Below are 23,770 nucleotides of genomic sequence, written 5' to 3'. Positions count from 1 at the left end.
TCACGCGAACGACAAGCGTACTACAAAGACGGCTGATCCGCGGCGTAGACCAGCCGCACGCCGCCGCGTCCGAGCAGATCCTCGAGCTTGTCCCTGAGGTCCCGGGTCGGGCGGATGCACCAGTCTTCTCCCAGATTCAGCCGCACGGTGGCGTCGCTGCCGACGTACTGCACCGCCACGTCGCAGCGCGCCCGGTTGCCCTGGCCGTCGCCCGGACCGCCGGCAGGCCCGTTGCCCGGCCCGTTACGATAGGGGAGCAGAATCTCGTGCAGGCTGTTCAGCACCTCCCGACCGCTGCCGTTCACGTCCAGCGAGAGCACCAGATGCCGGGCCCGCTCCTCGATCACCCGGTCGATGTCGCGCACGGTCTTCGCCACCACGGTCCAGCCGTCGATGAACTCGTCGTAGCGCATGCGACCCTCGACCACGATGATGTGGTCCTTCACCAGCAGGTGCCGGTTCTCCATGAAGGCCTCGGAGAACAGGCTCGTCTCGATGCGGCCGGTGTCGTCGTCCAGCACGACCGTGACCCGGTTGCCACGCTTGCGGATATCGATGATCAGGCCGGCCACGACGACTTCCCGGCGGGACTGGGAATAGTCCCGCTCGCCGTTGTCCGTGCTGGGCGGCCGGGCGGAGGCGATGTCGCGCAGGGTGCCGGAGGTGAAATGGCGGGCGTCGCCGGCGACCGAGTGGAAGGGGTGGCCGGTGAGATACAGGCCCAGGCTCTCTTTCTCCGCCGCCAGTCGTTCCTGCTCGTTCCACTCCGCGAGCTGCGGGCTCGCCTGCGGCGTCGGCCGCGGCGGCGCGGCCGTCGGCAGCCCGAACAGGTCGTCCTGGCCAGCGGCCGACGCGCGCGCCTGCTGCTCGGCGCTCTTCACCGCCTCCGGCAGCTGGGTCATCAGCGTGCGGCGATTGGCACCGATGACGTCCAGGGCGCCCGACTTGACCAGCGCCTCCAGCGTGCGCCGGTTCACCCGTTCCAGATCCGCCCGGCGGCAGAACTCCATCAGATCCCGGTATGGGCCGTTCGCCTCGCGCTCCGCGACGATGGACTCCACCGCGCCGCGGCCGACGCCCTTGATGGCGCCCAGGCCGTAGCGGATGGCTTCGCCGCGGGAGACGCCGAAGGCGAATTCCGAGCGGTTCACGTCCGGCGGCTCGATCTCGATGCCCAGCTCACGGCAGTCGTCCTTCAGCGAGACGAGCTTGTCGGTGTGGTCCATGTCCGTGGACATCACGGCGGCCATGAAGGCCGCCGGATAATGGGCCTTCAGCCACGCCGTCTGGTAGGACAGCACCGCGTAGGCGGCGGAGTGGCTCTTGTTGAAGCCGTAGCCCGCGAACTTCTCCATCAGGTCGAAGATGTGGGTGGCCGTGGCGGTCTCGACGCCGCGGGCCTCCGCGCCGCTGACGAACACCTCCCGCTGCTTGGCCATTTCCTCGGGCTTCTTCTTGCCCATGGCGCGGCGCAGCAGGTCGGCGCCGCCCAGCGTATAGCCGGCCAGCACCTGGGCGATCTGCATGACCTGCTCCTGGTACAGGATCACCCCGTAGGTGGGCTTCAGCACCGCCTCCAGGTCCGGGTGCAGGTAGTCGATCACCGCATTCTGATCGCCGTGCTTGCGCGCGATGAAGTCGTCCACCATGCCCGACTGCAGGGGCCCCGGCCGGAACAGCGCCACCAGCGCCACGAGATCCTCGAAGGAGTCCGGCTGCAGGCGCTTTATGAGGTCCTTCATGCCGCGGGATTCGAGCTGGAACACGGCGGTGGTGCGGCAGGCGCGCAGCAGCTCGAAGGTCTGCGCGTCGTCCATCGCCATCTCGCCGATGTCCACAGGCGGCTCGCCCACGCGCCGCCGTTCAGCATTCACGTTATCCACGGCGCGGTCGATCACGGTCAGGGTGCGCAGCCCGAGGAAGTCGAACTTGACCAGACCCGCCGCCTCTACGTCGTCCTTGTCGAACTGGGTGACGACGTTGTGTCCGCCCTCCTCGCAGTACAGCGGGGCGAAGTCGGTGAGTGTGGTGGGGGCGATCACCACGCCGCCGGCGTGCTTGCCGGCGTTGCGCACCAGGCCCTCGAGTTTGCGCGCCAGATCGATGACCCCGCGCACCTCCTCGTCGTCGCGATGGAGCTGGGCCAGTTCCGGTTCCTGCTCCAGCGCCTTGTCCAGTGTGATGCCGAGCTCGAACGGGATCAGTTTGGCGATGCGGTCCACGAAACCGTAGGGATGACCGAGCACCCGGCCGGCGTCACGCACGACGGCCTTCGCGGCCATGGTGCCGTAGGTGATGATCTGGGAGACCTGATCGCGGCCGTAGCGCTCGGCCACGTAGTCGATGACCCGGTCGCGGCCCTCCATGCAGAAGTCCACGTCGAAGTCAGGCATGGAGACCCGTTCCGGGTTCAGGAAGCGCTCGAACAGCAGATCGTGTTCCAGCGGGTCCAGGTCGGTGATGCCGAGCACCCAGGCCACCAGTGAACCGGCCCCGGAGCCCCGGCCGGGCCCGACCGGCACGCCGTTCTCCCGCGCCCAGCGGATGAAGTCCGCCACGATCAGGAAGTAGCCCGGGAAGCCCATGCTGCAGATGACTTCCAGTTCGCGCTCGAGCCGCGCCTCGTAGTCGGCCCGGCTGCCGCCCCGCAGCGCGCCTGCAGCCAGCTTCTCCTCCAGCCGCGCGGCCGCCTCCAGGCGCAGGTGCTCATCCGTGGTCCGACCCGCCGGCACCGGGAACTCCGGCAGGAAACTCTCGCCCAGGCGCATCTCCACGTTGCAGCGCCGCGCGATCTGCACGCTGTTGGCGAGCGCCTCGGGCAGGTCGGCGAACAGTTCCGCCATCTCCTCCGCGCTGCGCAGGTACTGGCGGTCGCTGTAGTCCTGGGGACGGTCGCCGTCTTCCAGGGTGCGGCCCTGGTGTATGCAAACGCGGGCCTCGTGGGCATCGTAGTCGTCCGCGGCGAGGAAACGCACGTCATTGGTGGCCACCAGCGGCAGTCCGAGGCGGTCACCCAGGCGCACGGCCTCCGCCAGGCAGGCGTCCTCGCCCGGCCGCCCGGTGCGCGTCACTTCCAGGTAGAAACGATCCGGGAACAGCCGCGCCCAGTGCTCGCTGCGCTCGGCCACCAGGTCCTCGCGGCCCGAGATCACGGCGCGGCCGATGTCGCCCTGGATGCCGCCGGAAAGCGCGATCAGACCGGCGGTCGTGTCCGTATCCAGCCACTCGCGCCGGGCCATGGGCACGCCCCGGTACTGACCCTCCAGGTAGGTACGCGTCACCAGGCGCGTCAGGTTGCGGTAGCCGGCCCGGTTCTGGCACAGCAGCACCAGGTGGCTCGGGCGCTGCGGATCGTCCTCGTCGGCGAGCAGCAGGTCCAGACCGATCAGCGGCTTGACGCCCCGGGCGAGCGCGCTCCGGTAGAACTTCACCAGCGCGAACAGGTTGCTCTGGTCGGTGAGTGCGACCGCCGGCATGCCGTGGTCGGCGACGGCGGACATCAGCGGCGCGATCCGCACGACGCTGTCCACCAGCGAATACTCGGTATGCAGATGCAGATGGACGAACGGTTTCACTGGCCACACCCCGCGCCCGGCAACATCTCCAGCACCGCCTGCGCTGCCAGGCCGTCGGCTCCCCGGGCGAGTTCTGCGTGGATTCTAGCAAACTCGCGTTCGGCCACGGTGCGGCGCTCCGGATCGTCCAGCCAGGCCGCCAGCGCCGGTCCCATGCGCTCCGCCACGGCCTCTTCCTGCAGGAATTCGGGCACCAGCGTGCGCCCCGCCAGCAGGTTAGGCAGCGCGAAATTCTCCACCCGGATGAGATTCAGCGACCGCACCAGTGCCAGCGTGGTCGGCGACAGCCGGTAGGCCACCACCATCGGGCGGCCGTACAGCGCCGCTTCCAGGGTAGCCGTCCCCGAGGTCACGAGGGCGGCGTCGCAGGCGGCCAGCGGCAGGTCCACGCCGCTGTCGCAGAGCGTCACGGGCAGGTCGGGCGCCACCTCCGCCAGTGCCGCCTCGAACGCCGAGCGGGCGCCGGCGCCGGCCAGCGCGGCCACGAAGCGGATGCCCGGCCGCCGGCGGGCCAGCCATTGCGCCGTACGGATGAAGTGCGGCGCCAGCCGCCCCACCTCGCCGGCGCGGCTGCCCGGCAGCAGCGCCACCACCTCGCCGCGGCCTTCGCCATTGCCCCCGCCATTCGTCAGCCCGAGCTCGCGGCGGGCGGCGGCGGCATCCGGCTGCCGCGGAATGGTCTCGGCCCGGGGATGGCCGACGAACACGGCATCCAGGCCGCGTTCGTCATAGAAGCGCTTCTCGAACGGCAGCAGGCAGAGGACCCGGTCGCAGGCCTTGCGGATCTTCTTCAGCCGCCGTGGCCGCCAGGCCCAGACCGAGGGGCTGACGTACTGCACGGTGATGACCCCGCGGCGGCGGAGCTTCTTCTCCAGTCCCAGATTGAAATCCGGCGCGTCGATGCCCACCAGCAGATCCGGAGGTGCGGCGGACCAGCGGCGCACCAGCGAGCGGCGGATGGAGAACAGGCGGGGCAGATGGCCGAGGACCTCGGCGATGCCCATCACCGCCAGCGCGTCCGTGTCGAACAGTACCTCGCAGCCGGCCTCGCGCATGGCCGGCCCGGCCACGCCCTCGAAGCGGGCGTCGGGGCAGCGTTCGCGGATGGCGGCGATCAGTCCGGCGCCGAGCCGATCCCCCGAAGCCTCGCCGGCGACGACGGCGATGAGCGGGCTGCCTGACTCGCGCGCCACGCCCCGATCAGCGGATGATGCTCCGCTCCGAGGAGCGGATGGACTCCACCATGGGCAGGAGTTCCGGCTGTTCCGCGGCCAGCGTGCTGAGCGTCTCCAGCGCCTCGGCGAGTTTCTGCCCGCTGCGGTAGAGGATGCGATAGGCCTCGCGGATGTTGCGGATCTGCTCCTTCGTGAATCCCCTGCGCTTCAGTCCTTCGGCGTTGATGCCGCGGGGCTCGCCCGGCTGGCCCATCACCATGACGTAGGCCGGCACGTCCTTGGAGACGCCGGCGTACATGCCGAGGAAGCAGTGGGCGCCGACGCGGCAGAACTGATGGGCGCCGGAGAAGCCGGCGAAGATGGCCCAGTCGCCCACCTGCACGTGACCGGCCAGCGTGGCGTTGTTGGCCATGATCACGTTGCTGCCCACCTGGCAGTCGTGGGCGATGTGGACGTAGGCCATCAGCCAGTTGTCGTCACCGATGCGCGTCACACCGACGTCCTGGGCCGTGCCCCGGTTGATGCTGCAATACTCGCGGATGGTGTTGCGGTCGCCGATCTCGAGCCGCGTGTCCTCGCCCGCGTATTTCTTGTCCTGGGGATCGTCGCCCAGCGAGGCGAACTGAAAGATACGGTTGTCCCGGCCGATACGGGTGGGGCCGCGGATGACCACGTGCGGACCGATGTGCGTACCCGCGCCGATCTCCACGTCCGGACCGACGATGCTGTACGGTCCGATCTCCACGTCGTCGTCGATGCGGACCGACGGATCGATGATGGCGGTCTCGTGGATGCCCATCCCCTGGTCCGTCAGCGCCCCGGTGCGCACATCAGCTCCACCTCGGCCGCGGTCTCCCCGTCCACGGTGGCGGTGCCACGGAAGCGCACCACGTTGCGGATGCGCCGCGTCAGGCTCACTTCCAGGCGTAGCTGATCCCCGGGCACCACCGGCCGGCGGAAGCGGGCCTTGTCGATGCCCACCAGAAAATACACGTTGCCGGAGTCCGGGGAATCGAAGGAGGTGAACGTCAGCAGCCCGGTGGCCTGCGCCAGCGCCTCGATGATCAGCACGCCCGGCATGACCGGCCGGCCCTGGAAGTGGCCTTCGAAGAACTCCTCGTTGATGGTGACGTTCTTCACCGCCACGAGCCGCTTGCCTTTGTCGTTCTCCAGCACCCTGTCTACCAGGAGAAACGGATAACGGTGGGGCAGCAGCTCCATGATGCCGCGGATATCGATCCGCGAGAACTCAGTCGGATCCTTTTCTTCCAATGCCTTTTCCAATGCCGAGCGCCTTCTCTAACTGCTTGAGCCTGCGCGCCATACGGTCGAGCTGGCGGAAGCGGGCCACGTTCCTGCGGTATGTGCCGATCTCCTGGTGCGGCATCGCGCTGCCGTACATGCCGGGCTCGCGGATGTCGCTGGTGACCATGCAACGGCCGCCAAGGATTACGTCGTCGGCGATTTTCACGTGCCCTACCGCGCCGGAGGCCCCCCCGAACAGGCAGCGCTTGCCGACTTCCGTGCTGCCGGCGATGCCCACCATCGCGGCCAGAGCGGAGTGTTCGCCGATGCGAACATTGTGCGCTATCTGCACCAGGTTATCGATCCTGACGCCGTCGCCGATCACGGTGTCCTCGATGGCACCCCGGTCCACGCAGCTGTTGGCGCCGATCTCCACATCGTCGCCGATGGTGACCGAACCCACCTGGGGCACCTTGATCCAGCCCTCCGGCGCGCGGGCGATACCGAAACCGTCGGCACCGATTACCGCTCCCGGGTGGATCAGGCAGCGGGCGCCGAGGCGCACCCCGTGGCAGAGCGTAACGCTGGCAAGCAGTCGCGTGCCTTCGCCCAGCCGGCAGTCGGCTTCCACGACCGAGTTGGGCCCGACGGCCACGTGCTCGCCGAGTACGACGCCCGGGCCGATGCGCGCGCCCGGCCCCACCGCGGCGGAAGCGGCTACGACGGCCGAATCATCCACCGTGGCCGAGCCGCTCACGCCGGGCTCTGGCAGCCGCGGCGGATACAGCAGCGACGCCACCCGGGCATAGGTCACGTAGGGATCGGCGCAGACCAGTGCCGGCACCGGGCAGCCGTCGGCCTCAGCGGCGGCGAGCAGCACGGCGCCCGCGGCCGTGCCGGCCAGGGCGGAACGATAGGCGGGGTTGGCGAGAAAAGAGACGGCGTCCGGCCCGGCGTTGGCCAGGGTGGCCACCCGGCCGACGGCGACGTCCGGGTCGCCGTGCAGTTCGCAGCCGAACCGGGCAGCGATCTCGCCGAGCGACAGGCTCACGCCGTCGGCCCCGTCACCGTGCGGGCCGCCGCGCCTACTCGGAAGCGGAGCCGGCGTCGAAGTTGGCCTGCAGCTTGCGCAGGATCTCGTCGGTGATGTTCACCACGTCGCTCGCATACAGCACGCCGTCGCCGACGATGAGATCGTAGCCGGACGCGCGGGCGTAGTCCTGCACTTCCTTCAGCAGCGAGCGCTGCAGCTTGCCGAGTTCCTCGTTCACGCGCAGGTTGTAATCCTCGCGGAACTCCTCCAGCAGACGCTGGCTGTCACGCTGGGACTCCCGCAGCTCGCGCTCGGCCGCGCGTCTCTCCTCCTCGCTCATCACCGCGAGGTCGCGCTGCACCTGCTCGCTGCGGCTCTGGAACTCCTCCTGCTTGGCACGGATGCTGCGCTCTCTCGGCGCGAACTCCTGCTGCAGCTCCGCCATGGATGCCTGTGCCTGGGGCGCTTCCTTCAGGAGGCGCGGCAGTGAGACCACCCCGATCTTGAGGCTGGACTGCGCCCAGGCGTGGGACAGGGGCGTCGCCAATGCGAGGAGTGCCAGTGCGAGGATGGAGAATCCCAGGGGTCCTTGGTGGGTCTTGAATTTCATACCGTTTCCCATGCTTGAAAGAGGTGTCAAAATGCGTTTCCGATCGAAAACTGAAAGCGCTCGACCCGATCACCGAAGAGGCGATCGGTGGCCGAGACCTCGTTCAGCGGCAACGCATAACTGAAGCGGAAGAGGCCCAGCGGTGCCAGCCACTCGGCAGCGATGCCGACGGACTGCCGCAACTCGCCCGATTCGAAGTCATAAGTGATCGGGTCGCCGAGCCTGTCGGTGAAGCCGACCTCTCCCGTGTTGAATACGTTGCCGATGTCATAGAACAGGCTGAAGCGCGTGCGGCCACGAAGGGCCTCCGGCGCCGGAATTATAAGCTCAAGCTGGCTCGTGACCAAAAGGTTGCCGCCGTAGGGATTGCCGAAGCTGTCGATCGGGCCCAGGTCCGACTCGGCGAAGCCGCGCACCGAGCCCGGCCCGCCGGCGTAGAACTGCTTGTAGGGCGGCAGCGCCGTCGTCTCGTTGATGCCCTCGCCGAAGGCGAACTCCGAGGCGAAGGAGACGATCCAGTTGCGCGTGATCGGGAAGTACTTCAGCAGGTCGTAGCGCGCGGTGTAGTACTCGACGTCACTGCCCGGCACCGCGGCGGAGACGATGAAGCGCTGGCGCGTGCCCCGGTCGGCGAAGATGGCCCGGTTGCGGCTGTCATAGGTCCAGCCGGCTACCAGTTCCACCGTCTTGAAATCGGTCACGAACAGGGCGCTGCCGTTGCCGAGATCCTCCACCCGCGGATTGCCGTTGTTCAGCACCCACTCCTGGGCCTGCCGGGTGCTGAAACTGGAGGCGACGAGCTCGGCGTCCTGCAGCGCCAGGCCGAAGGACAGCGTCTGATACTCGGTGATCGGGTAGCCGTAGTCGATGCCGGCCGTGAGCGTCTCGGTGGAGAAGTCCGACGCGGACGAGGTGAACTGGGTGATGTCGCGGTAGCCCACGGACAGCGTGCGCCGGACGCCGTCGATGGTCCGGTAGGGATCCGTGTACGAGATGCTGTAGGCCGTGCTGAACCGCCCCGAGTTGATCTCGGCGGCCACCCGGTTGCCGGTGCCGAGGAAATTCGAGTGCACGAAGTTGCCGTTCAGGATCAGCTTCTGGGCTTCGGAGTAGCCGACGCCGCCGCCGAACTGGCCCGGCAGGCCGTACTTCAGGTCGTAGTTCACATCCACCAGGTCCGGGGTGCCGGGCACGGGCGCGGTATCGACCTGCACTTCTTCGATGTAGGGCAGTCGCTGCAGGCGGACCTTCGAGCGGTCCACCAGGGTGTTGGAGAGATAGCCCCCCTCCATCTGGCGCATCTCCCGGCGCAGCACCTCGTCGGCCACGCTGTCGATGCCGTTGAAGTTGATGCGCCGGACATAGACCCGGTTGTTGGGTTCGATGTAGATCGTGACGTCGGCGAGCTTGTTCTCCCGGTCCAGGTCCGGCACGGGCTCCACCTCCGCCTGGGCATAGCCGTCGGCGCCCAGGCGGAAGGAGATCAGCTCCGAGGTCTGGGTGAGCCGCTGCAGGTTGAAGGTCTCGCCGGGGCTCGCGAGGATCAGCCGCTCCAGCTCCTCCCGCGGCACCACCATCTCGCCCGCCAGCTTGATGTTCGAGATCTCGTAGCGCTCGCCCTCACGCACGTTGATCGTGATGTAGATGTCTTTCCTGTCCGGGCTGATCGCCACCTGGGTGGACTCCACCTGGAAGTCCGCGAAGCCCCGGTCCATGTAGAACGAGCGCAGGCTCTCCAGGTCGCCGGACAGCGATTCCTTGGCGTAGCGGTCGTCCTGACGGATGAACGAGAGCCAGTTCGGCGTCTGCAGTTCGAACTGGTCGCGGATTTCCTCGTCCCTGAATTCCTCGTTGCCGACGATGTTGATCTGGCGGATACGGGCGCGCTCGCCCTCCTTCACGTCGATGGAGATGGCCACCTGGTTGTTGGGCCGGTCCGCCACATTCGCGACGACCGAGACGCCGTACTTGCCGCGGCTGTAGTACTGCTCGGTCAGGAAGCGGGTCACCTCGTCCAGCACGGAGCGGTCGAAGGTCTTGCCACGTGCGAGCCCCACGCCGCGCAGCGACTCCATCAGGTCCTCGGTCTTGATGTCCTTGTTGCCCTCGATGGTGAACTCGGCGATGGAGGGCCGCTCCTCCACCTCGATCACCAGCGTGTCGCCGTCGCGCCGGAAGGCGATGTCCTCGAACAGCCCCTGCCGGTACAGGGCGCGGATGGCCTCGCGCACCCGCTGCGGCGTCAGCATGTCGCCGAGATTGATCGGCAGGTAGTTAAACACGGTGCCCTCGGAGATGCGCTGCAGGCCTTCCACCCGCATGTCGCGCACCACGAACTCCTCGGCCCTCGCCGTCACAGCTGCCGTCGACAGCAGGGCCAGCGCGAGAAAGAGCCAGCCGCCGCGTAGCCGCGGGCGGGCGGCGCGATCCGGAGTCGAATGCCGATCGGACGAGAACAAACCGTGATTCCTTATGGCGCGAAGATACGCGTTAGGTCGTTGTAGAAAGCGAGGCCCATGATAGCGATTAGCGCGAGTATTCCAACCTGCTGGCCGATCATCTGTGCCCGTTCGGACAACGGGGTGCCCTTCACCCACTCTACCGTCTGGTAGACGATCTGGCCGCCGTCCAGCATGGGGATCGGCAGCAGGTTCAGCACGCCAAGGCTGATGCTGACCACGGCCAGGAAGCCGATGAAGTATTCGCTGCCGGCGCTGGCGGACGAGCCGGCGTACTGGGCGATGTTCACCGGTCCGCTGATGTTCTTCAGAGAAACGTCGCCGACCACCATGCGGAACAGCATGCGGACGGTGAACACCGTGGTGTCCACCATCTTGCCGGTGGCCTCGGCCACGGCCTCGAGCGGCCCGTACTCCTGGATGCTGATGCGCCGCTCGGAGGGCTCGATACGATTGCTGATGCCGAGGATGCCGCGGCGCTCGCCGTCGCTCTCCATCTCGCCCAGCGTGGTCTCCACCGTGCGCGTGTCACCGTCGCGGCGATAAGTGATGGCCACCGTCTCCCCCGGCCGTGGCGACAGGGCGTCGGTCAGCTCCCGCCAGCTCACCACCGGCTCACCGTCGACCGCCTCGATCCGATCTCCCGATTCGAGCCCGGCTGTCTCGGCGGCACTGTCCGGGTTGACCTCGCCCACGACCACCGGCGGCGACCAGGGGCGGAACCCGAGTCCGTCGAACAGCACCCCCGGCTCCGTCAGCCGCGCCGCATCCCGGCCCACGTCGATGGTCAGCCGCTCGGTCGAGCCGTCCGCGCGCTCCACCGTAAGCGGCACGCGGCCGTCGTCGACCATGTCGCCCAGCAGCGTGATCAGCGTGTCCTCCCAGCCGGATACCTCCTTGCCGCCGACCTGCAGGATCCGGTCTTCGTAGGCAAGACCCGCCTCGGCAGCGTAGGAGTCGGGCTCCACCTCGCCGACCACCGGCGCCATCACGGCGACGCCCTGGACGAACAGTATCCAGTAGGCGGCGATGGCAAACAGGAAATTGAAGGCAGGTCCGGCGAACAGGACGGCGATGCGCTGGGGCACCGGCTTCTGGTCGAAGGCGCGGCCCTGGTCCTCCGGGGCGATCTCGGTCTCACGGCCGTCCAGCAATTTGACATAGCCGCCAAGCGGCAGCGCGGAGATGCAGTACTCGGTGTCATCCGCGCCGCGCCGTATGCTCCACAACGGCTTGCCGAAGCCGATGGAGTAGCGCAGCACCTTGATGCCGAAGAGCCGCGCGACGATGTAATGGCCGTACTCGTGGATGGCGATCAGCAGGCTGATCGCCACGATGAAGGCCACGAGCGATGTCAGTATGGTGCCCAAAGACCGGTTCCCCGCGCGCAAAGTCCGCCAGTATAAAGGATGACCCCGCGCCTGCGGACGCCGTCCCACCCACACAGACAGACAGCGCCGGCGTGGCGGGGGTTCCCCGCCGGTTGCCAGGCGCAGGTGCTGCCCCTGACCTGGCTCATGGCAGCCCGAGCAGTCTCAGCATCAACAGGAACAGGGGCGAGGCGGCTGCCAGGCTGTCCACCCGGTCCAGTACGCCGCCGTGACCGGGGAACAGGTGGCCGCTGTCCTTCACGCCGGCGCTGCGCTTGAACAGGCTCACGGTCAGATCGCCGATGATCGAAAGCAGCGTGGCCGCCAGCGACAGCGGCAGCAGGATAGCCAGCGAGATGCCGAACCACCAGGCGCCGGCGAGGCAGACCAGCGTGGCGGCGGCCAGCCCGCCGAACACCCCTTCCCAGGTCTTGCCGGGACTGACCTTCGGCGCGAGCTTCACCCGGCCGAAGCGCCGACCGGCGAAATAGGCACCGATGTCCGCACACCAGATGACGGCGAGCACGAACAGCACCACCTGCGCTCCCCGCGGCTCGCCCATGTACAGCGTCCCCAGTGCCAGATAAGCGGGCACCAGGGTGGCGAGCCCGCCGACCCAGATTAGCCAGCGCGGCACGCGGATGGGATAGCGCACCACCAGCACGGCCGCCACCAGCCAGAAGGCCAGCGAGGCCAGCAGCACGGGCAGCAGCGGCAGGAACTGCGGAACCGCCCACCACACCATGGCGATCGCTGCCGCCAGTACGGCGGGGAAAATGCCGCGTGCGGCACCCTCGGCACCCAGGAAGGCCGACCATTCCCAGCCGCCGGCGACGATCAGCACGCCGAGCAGCACGAGAGTCAACGGCGGCGGAAATACGAACAGCGCGAGCAGGATCAGCACGACCGCGATCACCGCGGTGATGACACGCTGGCGCAGCATCATCCGACCTCGAGCTGTTCCTGGGTACGGCCGTAGCGCCGCTTGCGCTGGGCGAAATAGGCGAGTGCCTCGTGGAACTCCGCGGCGTCGAAATCGGGCCACAGCGTGTCGCTGAAGTACAGCTCGGTGTAGGCCAGGTTCCAGAGCAGGAAATTCGAGATACGCCGCTCGCCGCCGGTGCGGATCAGCAGGTCCGGGTCCGGACAGCCGGCCAGTGCCAGCCGGGAGGCCAGCGCCTCCTCGTCGACGGATTCGACGCTGCGTCGGCCCTCCGCCACCTCCGCAGCCAGCGACCGCGCCGCCTGACCGATGTCCCAGCGCCCGCCGTAGGCCGCGGCGATGACCAGCCGCAGGCCGGTATTGTCGGCCGTGCGGCGCTCGGCGTCCTCCATCTGTCGCACCAGGCCGCCGGGCAGCCGCTCGCGCGCGCCGACGAAGGTCAGTTTCACGCGGTTTTCGTGCAGTTCCGCCACCTCGCGCTTCAGTGACTCGACGAACAGTCGCATCAGCCCGGTGACCTCCTCGCGGGGCCGCGACCAGTTCTCGCTGGAGAAGGCGAACAAGGTGAGATACTCGATGCCCAGCTTGCCGCAGGTCTCGACGGTGGTGCGCACCGGCCCGATGCCCGAGCGGTGGCCGAGCTGGCGCGGCAGCCCGCGGCGTCGCGCCCAGCGCCCGTTGCCGTCCATGATGACGGCCACATGGCGCGGCAGGGTCGCGGTCGGGCTGTCAGGAGTGTTGCTCATCGGCGGGCCATGGGGAGACGGGCGTCTCTCAGAACTCGAGGAGTTCCTTCTCTTTCTCGGCCAGTTCCTCGTCCACTTCGGCCACGTACTTGTCGGTGAGCTGCTGGATGGCCTCTTCCCCGCGACGCTCGTCGTCCTCGCTGATCTCCTTCTCCTTCAGGAGCTCCTTGAGGTCGTGCATGGCATCGCGGCGGATGTTGCGGATGGCGACGCGGCCGCCCTCCGCCTCGTGGCGAACGATGCGGATCATGTCCTTGCGCCGCTCCTCGGTCAGCGCCGGCAGCGGCACGCGGATGACGGTGCCGGCCGTCGCCGGATTCAGGCCGAGGTCGGAATTCATGATGGCCTTCTCCACCACCGGCACCATCTGCTTCTCGTACGGCGCCACCGTCAGCGTGCGCGAATCTTCCACGCCCACGTTCGCCACCTGGTTAAGCGGTACGTCCGCGCCATAGTACTCCACGTGGATGTGGTCCAGCAGGCTGGTGTGCGCGCGCCCGGTACGCAGCTTGGTGAATTCCTGCTTCAGCGACACCACACTCTTTTTCATGCGCTCCGCCGCGTCTTTCTTGATGTCCTCTATCACTCCGTGTCTCCGCTGGTCGTTAGCCCTGGTTGGTGACGAGGGTGCCGACGTCCTCGCCGCGCACCACCCGCAGAAGAGCGCCGGGCCGCGTCAGGTCGAAGATCCTGAGCGGCAGGCCGTTGTCACGGCACATGACAATCGCCGTGGCATCCATGACATTCAGCTTGTCGGTCAGCACCTGGTCGAAAGATACCGTCGAGTAGCGCCGGGCATCCGGAACCGTGACCGGGTCTGCGCTGTAGACGCCGTCCACCTTGGTGGCCTTCAGCAGTATGTCCGCGCCGACCTCGATCGCGCGCAGACTCGCCGCAGTATCGGTCGTGAAGAAGGGATTGCCGGTACCGGCCGCCAGGATGACCACGCGACCCTTCTCCAGGTGGCGGATGGCACGGCGCCGGATATAGTCCTCGCAGACCTCGTGGATCTTCAGCGCGGACATCACCCGGGCGTAGACGCCGAGACGCTCCAGGGCGTCCTGCAGCGCCAGCGCGTTGATGACCGTGGCGAGCATGCCCATGTGATCGCCGGTGACCCGGTCCATGCCGGCCCGGGCCAGCCCCGCGCCGCGGAAGATGTTGCCGCCGCCGATTACCACGCCCACCTCGATGCCCAGCTCACGCACGTCGTGCAACTCGCCGGCGATGCGTTTGATGATCTCGGGATCGATGCCGTAATCGAGGCTGCCCAGCAGCGCCTCACCACTCAGCTTCAGCAGGATGCGCTTCAGACCTGGCTCGGCTTCAGACATAGGCGGAGCGACTCCGGGCATGGCCGGGACCGGACACCGCGGAGGCGGCCCCTGACCCGGCGTACGACAAGGCGTACCATAAGAACTGCCCCGCGCGAGCGGGGCCGCTCGATTCTATCCTACCGGGCAGCGCCGAGGCCATCGGCGGAATCCGGCGCAGGTCTCAGCTGCCCTGAATCTGGGCCATCACCTCTTCGGCGAAGTTCTCTTCCTTCTTCTCGATACCCTCGCCCACCTCGTAGCGCACGAAGCGCTTCACGGTGGCGCCCGCCTTGTCCAGCAGCTTGCCGACGGTGACGTCCGGGTCTTTCACGAAGGGCTGGCCCACCAGCGTGATCTCCGACAGCCACTTGCGCAGCCGCCCCTCCACCATCTTCTCGATGATCTCGGCCGGCTTGCCGCTGTCCCGGGCCTGCTCGGTCAGAATGCGTCGCTCGGAGGCGAGCTGCTCGGGGTCCACGTCCTCCTCGCTGATGCAGGCGGGATTGGACGCGGCCACGTGCATGGCCAGATCCCGGGCCAGTTCGGCATCGCCGCCGTCGAGCACGACGACGGAGCCGATGCGGGCACCGTGACTGTAGACGCCGGTGTTGCCGTCGGCCGGCACCACCTCGAAGCGGCGCACGCCGATATTCTCGCCCACCTTGGCAATCAGCGCCTTGCGGGCCTCCTCGACGCTCTGGCCGCCCAGCTCGGCGGCCATCAGCTCGTCGAGACCGGCGGGACGCCCGGCCAGCACCAGCGCGGCTACCTTGTCGGCGAAGGCGGAGAAGTTCTCGTCCTTGGCCACGAAGTCGGTCTCGGAATTCACCTCGACCAGGGCCACGACGTCGTCGCCGGTCGCGATGACTATCTTGCCGTCGGCGGCCACGCGGCCGGCCTTCTTGTCCGCCTTGGCCTGGCCGGACTTGCGCAGCTGCTCGACCGCAGCCTCCAGATCGCCGTCCGTCTCCACCAGTGCCTTCTTGCACTCCATCATGCCTGCGCCCGTGCGTTCGCGCAGTTCCTTGACCATCGCTGCAGTTACCGCCATCTCGCTACCTCGTAGTCCTTGCGGACGGGACCGCGACAACGCGGCACGTCCATGATCCTTCAGTCAAATCGCCCGCTCGGCCGGCCGCGGCCCGGGCGCGCAGGAAGGCTCAGCCCTCCTTCTTCGGCTCCTCGGCTTCGCTCCCGGCTTCGTCGCCGGCCGGCTCGGGCGCCTCGGCGGCAGCCTCGGGCTGCGGCGCGCCGGCTCCTGCCTCGGTACCCGGCTCGTCGGCGACGGCCTTCGCGGCCGCCTCCGCCTCCGGCTCCGGCTCCTCGCCGGGGGCGGGCTCTTCGGCCGGCTGCGACTGCTGGGCCTCCGCCACGTCCGGCGTCTCGGGCGCCTCGGCGGCCTCGTCCGCCTTTGCCACGGCTTTCTTCTTCGCCGTCTTCTTCTTGGCCTTCTTCTTGGCGGGAGCCTTCTTGCGTGTGGCCTTCGTCGGCCGACCCTGCTCGTCCAGCTCGACGAATTCGTCGTCGCCCAGCACCGCCTCGGGGGCAGAAGCCTTGCCGTCCAGCACCGCATCGGCGATCACCGCCGTGTAGAGCTGGATCGCGCGCATGGCATCGTCATTACCCGGGATGATGTGGTCGATCTCGTCGGGCGAGCAGTTGGTATCCACGACGGCCACCACCGGGATCCCCAGCTTGCGCGCCTCGGCCACGGCGATGTTCTCGTGCATCACGTCGATCACGAACAGCGCATCCGGCAGGGAGTTCATATTCTTGATGCCACCGAGACTGCGCTCGAGCTTCTCGCGCTCGCGCTCGATGGTCAGGCCCTCTTTCTTGGTGAGCTGTTCGATCGTGCCGTCTTCCTTCATGGCCTCGATATCGCCGAGGCGCTTGATCGAGCCCTTGATGGTCTTGAAGTTGGTGAGCATGCCGCCCAGCCAGCGGTAGCTGACGAAGGGCATGCCGCAACGCTCGGCTTCGCTGCGGACGGCCTCGCGCGCCGAGCGCTTGGTGCCGACGAACAGAACCGTGCCGCCGTCGGACACCAGATTTTTCACGTAGCCGGTCGCCTCCCGCAGCATCGGCAGCGAGCGCTCCAGGTTGATGATGTGGATCTTGTTGCGTTCGCCGAAGATGTAGGGGGCCATCTTCGGGTTCCAGTAACGGGTCTGATGCCCGAAATGCACACCAGCCTCCAGCAGCTGGCGCATGTTCACGTCAGTCATGTCGTCTCCTCGGGTTGAGCCTCCATACACCCTCGGACCGCAACCCCTTTTTCGGCGGGGCACCCGGCGGACCGTGTCGGTGCATGTGTGGATTAAGTTTTCGGATTGCCTGTCAGGCGCGCGCTTTATACCATAGGTCGCTTTGTCCAACAACGCAGCGGCGGAGAAACCCGACGGAGAGCGGCCCCGCCCGTGATCCCCCGGTAACCCCGGCGCTCATCCGGCGCGCCCCTTTGCCATGAATGTGACCATAAAGACACCCGACGAGCAGGAGAAGATGCGCGTGGCCGGCCGGCTGGCCGCCACCGTGCTCGACATGATCGGCGAGCATGTGCGCCCGGGAGTGACCACGGGCGAGCTGGACGCCATCTGCCACCGCTACATCGTCGAGGAACTGGACGCCGTGCCCGCGCCACTGAACTACCGCGGCTTCCCGAAATCCATCTGCACCTCCGTGAACCACGTCGTCTGCCACGGCATCCCGGGGGACAGGCAGCTGAAGTCGGGTGACGCCCTAAATATCGACATCACGGTGATCAAGGACGGGTTCCACGGCGACACCAGCCGCATGTTCCACGTCGGCAAGCCCTCCGTGCAGGCGGAGCGGGTTGCCGCGGTGGCCCGCGAAGGCATGCTGCGGGGCATCGCGCAGGTGGTGCCCGGCAAGCATCTCGGCGATATCGGCCACGCCATCCAGAAATACGTCGAGTCTCAGCGCTGCTCGGTGGTGCGCGAATACTGCGGGCACGGCATCGGCCTGGGCTTCCACGAGGATCCCCAGGTGCTGCACTACGGCAAGCCGGGCACCGGGATGGAGCTCGTGCCGGGCATGAGCATTACCGTCGAGCCCATGGTGAATGCCGGCAAGCGCCACGTGAAACTGCTCCCGGACGGCTGGACGGTGGTCACCAAGGACCATTCGCTGTCCGCCCAGTGGGAGCACACCGTGCTGGTCACCGAGACCGGGCACGAGATACTCACCCTCGGGGCCGCGGAGCGCGAAGCCGCCGCCGCGGGCGGCTGAGGCAGGCCGGGGTGAGCGCAGGGACCGGCGGGATCCGGGAGACAGGCGGCACCGACCCGGCCATCACCGTCCTGGAGCGGCATCTGGGCGACTGCCGGCCTGACGTCGAGCCCCTGGCCCTGCGGGACGGACTCGCGGAGGCCGGCGAAAACCTGGTGGAGCGATTCCGCGCCGGCGAAGCCGTGGACCGGCTCGTGGTGGCCCGGGCCTCCCTCATCGACCGCCTGCTGCGCCACCTCTGGGACTGCTACGCCGACAATCCGGCGGCCGCGCTGGTGGCCGTCGGCGGTTACGGCCGCGGCGAGCTGCATCCCTGCTCCGATATCGACGTCATGATCCTGCTGGCCGACGGGGAACAGGAGACCGGCTGGCTCAGCGACTTCCTGACGGCGCTCTGGGACGTCGGCCTGGAGATCGGCCACAGCGTGCGCACCGTCGCCGACTGCGAACGGGAAGCCCGGGCCGACGTCACGGTCATGACCACGCTGATGGAGGCGCGGCTGCTCGCGGGTCCGGCGGCGAACTTCGACGTCATGCGCGAGTGCATCGGACCCGACCGCATGTGGTCGTCCCGCGAGTTCTTCGAGGCCAAGCGCAACGAGCAGATCGAGCGCCACCACCGCTACCACGACACCGCCTACAACCTGGAACCGAACGTCAAGGGCAGCCCGGGCGGGCTGCGGGACATCCAGATGATCGGCTGGATCGCGAAGCGCCACTTCGGCGCCGAGCGCCTCGCGGAGCTGGTCGACCACCGGTTTCTCACGCCGGGCCAGCTCGACCGGCTCATCGAGGGCCGCAGCTTCCTGTGGAAGGTGCGCTTCGCCCTGCACGTGCTGACCGGGCGTCGCGAGGACCGGCTCCTCTTCGACCACCAGGTGAAACTCGCGCAGATGCTGGGCTACGAGGACGCCTCCTACACGCTCGCAGTCGAGCAGATGATGCAGCGCTACTACCGTACCGTGATGGAGCTGTCGCGCCTGAACGAGATCCTGCTGCAGCTCTTCCAGGAGGCCATCCTGCTCGACCCGGACGCCGAGCCGGAGCCGCTGAACGAGCGCTTCCAGGTGCGGAACGGCTTCCTGCAGACCGCCAACGACGAGGTCTTCGAGCGCGACCCCTCCGCCCTGCTGGAACTGTTCACGCTGCTGCAGAAGCACAGCGACATCAAGGGCGTCAGCGCCTGGACCGTGGGGCTGATCAAGCGCAGCCTGCACCTGATCGACGAGGAGTTCCGGCAGAGCCCGCGCAACCACCGGCTGTTCCTGGAGATCCTGCGCGCGCCCCGGGGCGTCACCCACGAGCTGCGGCGCATGAACCTGTACGGCGTCCTCGGGCTGTACATCCCGTCCTTCGGGCGCATCGTCGGGCGCATGCAGTACGACCTCTTCCACGCCTATACCGTGGACGCCCACACCCTGTTCGTGGTCAGCAACCTGCGCCGCTTCCGGTTGCACCAGTTCGACCACGAGTACCCGCATCCGAGCGCGGTGATGCAGGCGCTGGAGAAGCCGGAGATCGCCTACCTGGGCGGCCTGTTCCACGATATCGCCAAGGGCCGCGGCGGCGACCACTCCGAACTGGGCGCGGTCGACGCCGAGGCCTTTTGCCTGGAACACGGCCTGTCCCGCTACGAGGCCCGCATGGTCGCCTGGCTCGTGCGCCACCATCTGGCGCTGTCCACCACCGCGCAGAAGAAGGACATCAGCGACCCGGCGGTCATCAACGAATTCGCCGCGCTGGTGGGCGACCAGACCCACCTCGACTACCTGTACGTGCTGACGGTGGCAGACGTGCGCGGCACCAACCCGAAGCTGTGGAACTCCTGGAAGGGGAGCCTGTTCGAGGATCTGTACGAGCTCACCAAGCGGGCGCTGCGGCGCGGGCTGGAGAACCCCATCGATAAGGACGAGCTGATCGCCGAGACCCAGCGCGAGGCCCGCGCGGCGCTGGCGGCCGCAGGCGTCGCCGACGCGGACACCGACCGGGTCTGGGCTCTGCAGAATCCGGAGTACTTCCTGCGCCACGGCGCCGACGAGATCGCCTGGCAGACCGAGTTCATGGCCGCACACCGGGACGAGCTGGACCAGCCGCTCATCGCCGTGCGCGCGCTGGAGGACACCGGCGGTATCGCGCTGTTTCTCTACACGCCCCAGCGCTACCACACTTTCGCCAACGCGACGGCGGTGATTGACGAGCTCGGACTCAGCATTCTGGATGCCCGTATCACGCCCACCCGCAACGGCTACAGCATGGATACCTACATCGTCATGGAGGTCGGGCAGGCCGAGCAGGCGCCGGACGGCGACCGCCTCGAGGAGATACTGACCCGGGTGACACAGGTGGTGCGCCGGGGCGACGACTGGGATGCCCGCGTCACCCGCCGCGCGCCGCGGCAGGTGCGCATGTTCCGCACGCCCACCCAGATCAGCTTCGCCGACGACACCGCCGGCGGGCGCACCATCATGGAACTGGTGGCCGGCGACCGGCCGGGTCTGCTGCTGGCGGTGGGTAAGGTCTTCCGCGAACTCGGGGTGGAGATCAAGGCGGCGAAGATCCTCACCATCGGCGAGCGGGCCGAGGACGTGTTCTACCTCACCGGGCACGACCAGCGGCCGCTGGACGCCACCGTGCGCGAGGCAATCAGCCGCACGCTCGACCAGCGACTCGGCGAGGCGGCCTGACCGTGAACCCGCGCATCCGGCGCCTGCACCCCTACCCGTTCGAGCAGCTTGCCGAGCTACTCGCGGGGGTCGAGCCGCCGGACGGCCTCAGCCGCATACCGCTGTCCATCGGCGAGCCTAGCCACGAGACGCCCGCTTTCATCCTGGAGGCCCTGAAGGCGGCGCTGGCGCAGGGGGCCGGCGTCTATCCGGTCTCACCGGGGCTCGACGAGTTGCGCGAGGCGTGTGCCGACTGGCTCGCGCGGCGCTTCGGCGTTCGGGTGGACCCGGGCAAGGCGATCCTGCCGGTGAACGGCACCCGGGAGGGCCTGTTCTCCTTCGCCCAGGCCGTGGTCGACCCGGCCGCGGGCAGCTACGTGGCCATGCCGAACCCGTTCTATCAGATTTACGAGGGCGCGGCGCTGCTCGCCGGCGCCGAGCCCTGGTATCTCCCCACCCTGCCGGAGACCGGCTTCCGTCCGCGCCTGGCGGACGTACCCGAACGGGTCTGGGCGCGGACGGCCCTGGTATACGTCTGCTCGCCCGGCAATCCCACCGGCGCGGTGCTGGACGCCGCCTTCTACCGGGAACTGCTCGAACTGGCCGACCGGCACGACTTCGTGATCGCGGCCGACGAGTGCTATGCGGACATCTACCTGGACGAGGCACCGGTCTCGCTGCTGGAGGTCTGCCGCGACCTGGGCCGCGACGACTACGCCCGCTGCATCGCCTTCCACAGCCTGTCGAAGCGCTCCAATATCCCGGGCCTGCGCTCCGGCTTCGTCGCCGGCGACGCCGGGATCATGGCCGACTACCGCCGCTACCGCACCTATCACGGCTGCGCGATGCCCGTGCCCACCCAGCGCGCCAGCGTCGCGGCCTGGGCCGACGACGCCCACGTCGAGGCGAACCGCCGCCTCTACGCCCGCAAGTTCCGGGAGGTCACCCCGTTGCTCGCCGACGTCCTCGACGTGGAGGCGCCGGCGGCCTCGTTCTACCTCTGGGTCGGCATCAACGGCGACGACGAGCACTACGCGCGGGAACTCTACGCCGCCACGAACGTGGTGACGCTGCCTGGCTCCTACCTGGGGCGCGAGGCCGGCGGCGCGAATCCGGGGGCCGGACGCCTGCGGCTGTCGCTGGTGGCGCCACCTGGCGACTGCGTGGAAGCGGCCCGCCGCATCCGCGCGTTCGCCCTCGCCCGGCAGCACCGACGAACAGAAACGACGCAAGAGGAATGACGATGAGCGATATCCGCGACACCATCGAGGGGGCGTGGGAGCGCCGCGGCGAAATCCGTCCCGGCGATACGGCGGTGGCCGACGCCGTCGAAACCGCACTCGCCGAGCTGGACAGCGGCCGCGCCCGCGTAGCCGAGCCCGGCCCGGAGGGCTGGGTGGTGAACGACTGGCTGAAGAAAGCGGTGCTGCTGTACTTCCGCCTGTCGGACAACCGGGTGGTCGAGGGCGGCCACACCCGCTACTACGACAAGGTGGGTCTGAAATACGCCGACTACGACCTGGAGCGCTTCCGCGCCGACGGCGTGCGCGTGGTGCCGGACGCCCAGGTGCGCCGCGGCGCCTACGTGGCCCCCGACGTGGTCCTCATGCCCTCCTACGTGAACATCGGCGCCTGGATCGGCTCGGGCAGCATGGTGGACACCTGGGCCACCGTCGGCAGCTGCGCCCAGATCGGCGCCAACGTGCACCTGTCCGGCGGCGTCGGCATCGGCGGCGTGCTGGAGCCGCTCCAGGCCGCGCCGACCATCGTCGAGGACGACTGCTTCGTCGGCGCCCGCTCGGAGATCGTCGAGGGCGTCATCGTGGAGCGCGGAGCGGTGATCTCCATGGGCGTCTACATCGGCCAGAGCACCCGCATTTACGACCGCGAGACCGGCGAGATAAGCTACGGCCGCGTGCCGGCCGGCAGCGTCGTCGTGCCCGGGAATCTGCCGGCGCAGGACGGCAGCCATTCGCTGTATGCCGCCGTGATCGTCAAACGCGTGGACGAGAAGACCAGGGCCAGGGTCGGGCTGAACGAGCTGCTGCGCAATCTGGACTAGGCCATCCGGACGGGCCATTCTGACAGAGCCATGGGAGAGGCGACCATCGACATCTACGGACTGAAGAGCTGCGACAGCTGCCGCAAGGCCCTGCAATGGCTGCGGGAGCACGATATCGAACACCGCTTCCACGACGTCCGCGACGACGGCGTCACCATCCAGATGCTGGAACGCTGGGCGGACCGGGTCGAATGGGAGGCGCTGCTGAACAAGCGCAGCCTGACCTGGCGGCGCATACCGGAACTCGACCGGCAGAATCTGACCCGGGCGGGCGCGCTCGCGCTGATGCTGGAGAATCCGACGCTGATCAAGCGGCCCGTGATCGAGAGCCGCAAGCGGATGGTGGTGGGTTTCGACGCCGAGGCCTACGGCCGCATATTCGGCACCTGAACCGGCCGCGGGCGGATCCGCTCAGCCGAAGCGGCCGGTGATGTAGTCCTCGGTGAGCTTGTGCTGGGGGTTGGTGAAGACCCGGTCGGTATCGTCCACCTCGATCAGCTTGCCCAGGTGGAAGTACGCCGTGCGCTGTGACACCCGCGCCGCCTGCTGCATGGAGTGGGTGACGATGACGATGGCGTAGTTCTCGCGCAGCTCGTCGATCAGATCCTCGATGCGGGCGGTGGCGATCGGGTCCAGCGCCGAGCAGGGCTCGTCCATCAGGATCACCTCCGGGCTGACCGCGATGGTGCGCGCGATGCACAGCCGCTGCTGCTGACCGCCCGACAGGCCGGTGCCCGGCTCGTCCAGGCGATCCTTCACCTCGGCCAGCAGACCTGCGCGCTCGAGGCTGTTGTGCACGATCTCGTCCAGCTCCGCCCGGTTCGCCGCCAGACCATGGATGCGCGGCCCGTAGGCGACGTTGTCGTAAATGGACTTCGGGAACGGGTTGGGCTTCTGAAACACCATGCCCACCCGCGCTCGCAGGGCCACCACGTCCATGCTGCGATCGTAGATGTCCTTGCCGTCCAGTGTGATCTTGCCCGTGACCCGTGCCGACTCGATGGTGTCGTTCATGCGGTTGAGGCAGCGCAGATAGGTGGACTTGCCGCAACCGGACGGACCGATCAGCGCGATCACCTCGTTCTGGCCGATCTCAAGGCTGACATCGATGATCGCGTGATTGTCGTCGTAATAGACGTCGACGTGCTCGGTGCAGAGGAACGGCCGCTTCGCACGGGGGTTCCCGACGGTATCGTAGGCGCGCTCGTCCTGCTCGCGGCGGTGCTCCTCGACGACGGGTGCCGCAGAAGCGCTCGGGGTCAGTTGATCGTCAGCCACTGGGGAGATCGGTCCTTGTTGAGCGCGGCCTGCGGCCGCCTTG

At 68.0% G+C, this 23,770-nt stretch carries 19 protein-coding genes and 1 pseudogene; 5 read left to right on the top strand and 15 right to left on the bottom strand.

The window, feature by feature from the left end:
- Positions 1 to 20: 20 nt before the first annotated feature.
- From dnaE to rpsB, 14 genes and pseudogenes are all read right to left on the bottom strand, one after another.
- The gene (gene dnaE, locus ACJMKX_RS00865; protein ID WP_405220064.1) at positions 21 to 3,575 is read right to left on the bottom strand and encodes a DNA polymerase III subunit alpha; all 3,555 of its coding nucleotides are present in this window, start codon (positions 3,573 to 3,575) and stop codon (positions 21 to 23) included.
- Entirely contained in the window at positions 3,572 to 4,768 is a 1,197-nt protein-coding gene (lpxB, locus tag ACJMKX_RS00860) for a lipid-A-disaccharide synthase (RefSeq protein WP_405220062.1), read from the bottom strand. The genes dnaE and lpxB overlap by 4 nt, the downstream gene beginning before the upstream one ends.
- A 7-nt stretch (positions 4,769 to 4,775) precedes the next feature.
- Positions 4,776 to 5,549 carry an acyl-ACP--UDP-N-acetylglucosamine O-acyltransferase gene (lpxA, locus tag ACJMKX_RS00855; protein ID WP_405220746.1) on the bottom strand — a complete coding sequence of 258 codons (774 nt, stop codon included), beginning with the start codon at positions 5,547 to 5,549 and terminating at the stop codon, positions 4,776 to 4,778.
- Between the two features lie 11 nt (positions 5,550 to 5,560).
- A complete protein-coding gene (gene fabZ, locus ACJMKX_RS00850) occupies positions 5,561 to 5,971 on the bottom strand; it encodes a 3-hydroxyacyl-ACP dehydratase FabZ (protein WP_405220744.1) in 411 nt (136 codons plus the stop codon).
- Between the two features lie 28 nt (positions 5,972 to 5,999).
- Positions 6,000 to 7,046, bottom strand: coding sequence for a UDP-3-O-(3-hydroxymyristoyl)glucosamine N-acyltransferase (lpxD, locus tag ACJMKX_RS00845; protein WP_405220060.1), 1,047 nt, complete (start codon positions 7,044 to 7,046; stop codon positions 6,000 to 6,002).
- Between the two features lie 34 nt (positions 7,047 to 7,080).
- Positions 7,081 to 7,638 (bottom strand): OmpH family outer membrane protein, encoded by a 558-nt coding sequence (locus tag ACJMKX_RS00840; RefSeq protein ID WP_405220058.1) that lies wholly within the window; start codon positions 7,636 to 7,638, stop codon positions 7,081 to 7,083.
- Between the two features lie 26 nt (positions 7,639 to 7,664).
- Entirely contained in the window at positions 7,665 to 10,097 is a 2,433-nt protein-coding gene (gene bamA / locus ACJMKX_RS00835) for an outer membrane protein assembly factor BamA (RefSeq protein WP_405220056.1), read from the bottom strand.
- 11 nt (positions 10,098 to 10,108) lie between these two features.
- Positions 10,109 to 11,467 (bottom strand): RIP metalloprotease RseP, encoded by a 1,359-nt coding sequence (gene rseP, locus ACJMKX_RS00830; protein WP_405220054.1) that lies wholly within the window; start codon positions 11,465 to 11,467, stop codon positions 10,109 to 10,111.
- A 145-nt stretch (positions 11,468 to 11,612) separates the two neighbouring features.
- Entirely contained in the window at positions 11,613 to 12,413 is an 801-nt protein-coding gene (locus tag ACJMKX_RS00825; RefSeq protein ID WP_405220052.1) for a phosphatidate cytidylyltransferase, read from the bottom strand.
- On the bottom strand, positions 12,410 to 13,156 hold the full coding sequence (uppS, locus tag ACJMKX_RS00820) for a polyprenyl diphosphate synthase (RefSeq protein ID WP_405220050.1): 747 nt from the start codon (positions 13,154 to 13,156) through the stop codon (positions 12,410 to 12,412). Before uppS ends, ACJMKX_RS00825 begins: the two co-directional genes overlap by 4 nt.
- Positions 13,157 to 13,184: 28 nt before the next feature.
- Positions 13,185 to 13,742, bottom strand: coding sequence for a ribosome recycling factor (gene frr, locus ACJMKX_RS00815; RefSeq protein WP_405220048.1), 558 nt, complete (start codon positions 13,740 to 13,742; stop codon positions 13,185 to 13,187).
- 19 nt (positions 13,743 to 13,761) lie between these two features.
- Positions 13,762 to 14,511: a UMP kinase gene (gene pyrH / locus ACJMKX_RS00810; protein ID WP_405220046.1), complete on the bottom strand. Its 750-nt coding sequence runs from the start codon at positions 14,509 to 14,511 to the stop codon at positions 13,762 to 13,764.
- Between the two features lie 142 nt (positions 14,512 to 14,653).
- On the bottom strand, positions 14,654 to 15,523 hold the full coding sequence (gene tsf, locus ACJMKX_RS00805) for a translation elongation factor Ts (RefSeq protein WP_405220044.1): 870 nt from the start codon (positions 15,521 to 15,523) through the stop codon (positions 14,654 to 14,656).
- Between the two features lie 325 nt (positions 15,524 to 15,848).
- Positions 15,849 to 16,700 (bottom strand): annotated as a pseudogene (gene rpsB, locus ACJMKX_RS00800) (30S ribosomal protein S2); the annotation flags it as partial.
- 238 nt (positions 16,701 to 16,938) lie between these two features.
- Here rpsB and map point away from each other — a divergent pair.
- Genes map through ACJMKX_RS00775 form a run of 5 tightly spaced genes read left to right on the top strand, consistent with a single transcriptional unit; the run spans position 16,939 to position 22,839 of the window.
- A complete protein-coding gene (gene map, locus ACJMKX_RS00795; protein WP_405220042.1) occupies positions 16,939 to 17,724 on the top strand; it encodes a type I methionyl aminopeptidase in 786 nt (261 codons plus the stop codon).
- 11 nt (positions 17,725 to 17,735) lie between these two features.
- The gene (glnD, locus tag ACJMKX_RS00790; RefSeq protein ID WP_405220041.1) at positions 17,736 to 20,408 is read left to right on the top strand and encodes a [protein-PII] uridylyltransferase; all 2,673 of its coding nucleotides are present in this window, start codon (positions 17,736 to 17,738) and stop codon (positions 20,406 to 20,408) included.
- A 2-nt stretch (positions 20,409 to 20,410) separates the two neighbouring features.
- On the top strand, positions 20,411 to 21,628 hold the full coding sequence (dapC, locus tag ACJMKX_RS00785) for a succinyldiaminopimelate transaminase (protein WP_405220039.1): 1,218 nt from the start codon (positions 20,411 to 20,413) through the stop codon (positions 21,626 to 21,628).
- Positions 21,629 to 21,630: 2 nt separating this feature from the next.
- Positions 21,631 to 22,449 (top strand): 2,3,4,5-tetrahydropyridine-2,6-dicarboxylate N-succinyltransferase, encoded by an 819-nt coding sequence (dapD, locus tag ACJMKX_RS00780; protein WP_405220037.1) that lies wholly within the window; start codon positions 21,631 to 21,633, stop codon positions 22,447 to 22,449.
- A gap of 30 nt (positions 22,450 to 22,479) precedes the next feature.
- On the top strand, positions 22,480 to 22,839 hold the full coding sequence (locus tag ACJMKX_RS00775; RefSeq protein WP_405220035.1) for an arsenate reductase: 360 nt from the start codon (positions 22,480 to 22,482) through the stop codon (positions 22,837 to 22,839).
- A 21-nt stretch (positions 22,840 to 22,860) separates the two neighbouring features.
- Here the strand turns inward: ACJMKX_RS00775 and pstB are convergent, their stop codons facing one another.
- Positions 22,861 to 23,727 carry a phosphate ABC transporter ATP-binding protein PstB gene (pstB, locus tag ACJMKX_RS00770; RefSeq protein ID WP_405220033.1) on the bottom strand — a complete coding sequence of 289 codons (867 nt, stop codon included), beginning with the start codon at positions 23,725 to 23,727 and terminating at the stop codon, positions 22,861 to 22,863.
- Positions 23,728 to 23,770: the final 43 nt, after the last annotated feature.

Origin of the sequence: Lentisalinibacter sediminis (genome assembly GCF_040706615.1) — a bacterium.
Lineage (GTDB): Bacteria > Pseudomonadota > Gammaproteobacteria > Steroidobacterales > Woeseiaceae > Lentisalinibacter > Lentisalinibacter sediminis.
The sequence above is the reverse complement of the archived record's forward strand: the minus strand, read 5'-3'. Positions and strand labels throughout refer to the sequence as shown.

What these genes read in the sequence shown, in the direction of transcription:
- ACJMKX_RS00840 (WP_405220058.1), bottom strand. Translation starts at nt 7,638, where the DNA reads ATGAAATTCAAGACCCACCAAGGACCCCTGGGATTCTCCATCCTCGCA.
- map (WP_405220042.1), top strand. Translation starts at nt 16,939, where the DNA reads ATGAATGTGACCATAAAGACACCCGACGAGCAGGAGAAGATGCGCGTG.
- dapD (WP_405220037.1), top strand. Translation starts at nt 21,631, where the DNA reads ATGAGCGATATCCGCGACACCATCGAGGGGGCGTGGGAGCGCCGCGGC.
- ACJMKX_RS00775 (WP_405220035.1), top strand. Translation starts at nt 22,480, where the DNA reads ATGGGAGAGGCGACCATCGACATCTACGGACTGAAGAGCTGCGACAGC.
- tsf (WP_405220044.1), bottom strand. Translation starts at nt 15,523, where the DNA reads ATGGCGGTAACTGCAGCGATGGTCAAGGAACTGCGCGAACGCACGGGC.
- pyrH (WP_405220046.1), bottom strand. Translation starts at nt 14,511, where the DNA reads ATGCCCGGAGTCGCTCCGCCTATGTCTGAAGCCGAGCCAGGTCTGAAG.
- fabZ (WP_405220744.1), bottom strand. Translation starts at nt 5,971, where the DNA reads ATGGAGCTGCTGCCCCACCGTTATCCGTTTCTCCTGGTAGACAGGGTG.
- lpxA (WP_405220746.1), bottom strand. Translation starts at nt 5,549, where the DNA reads ATGGGCATCCACGAGACCGCCATCATCGATCCGTCGGTCCGCATCGAC.
- uppS (WP_405220050.1), bottom strand. Translation starts at nt 13,156, where the DNA reads ATGAGCAACACTCCTGACAGCCCGACCGCGACCCTGCCGCGCCATGTG.
- ACJMKX_RS00825 (WP_405220052.1), bottom strand. Translation starts at nt 12,413, where the DNA reads ATGATGCTGCGCCAGCGTGTCATCACCGCGGTGATCGCGGTCGTGCTG.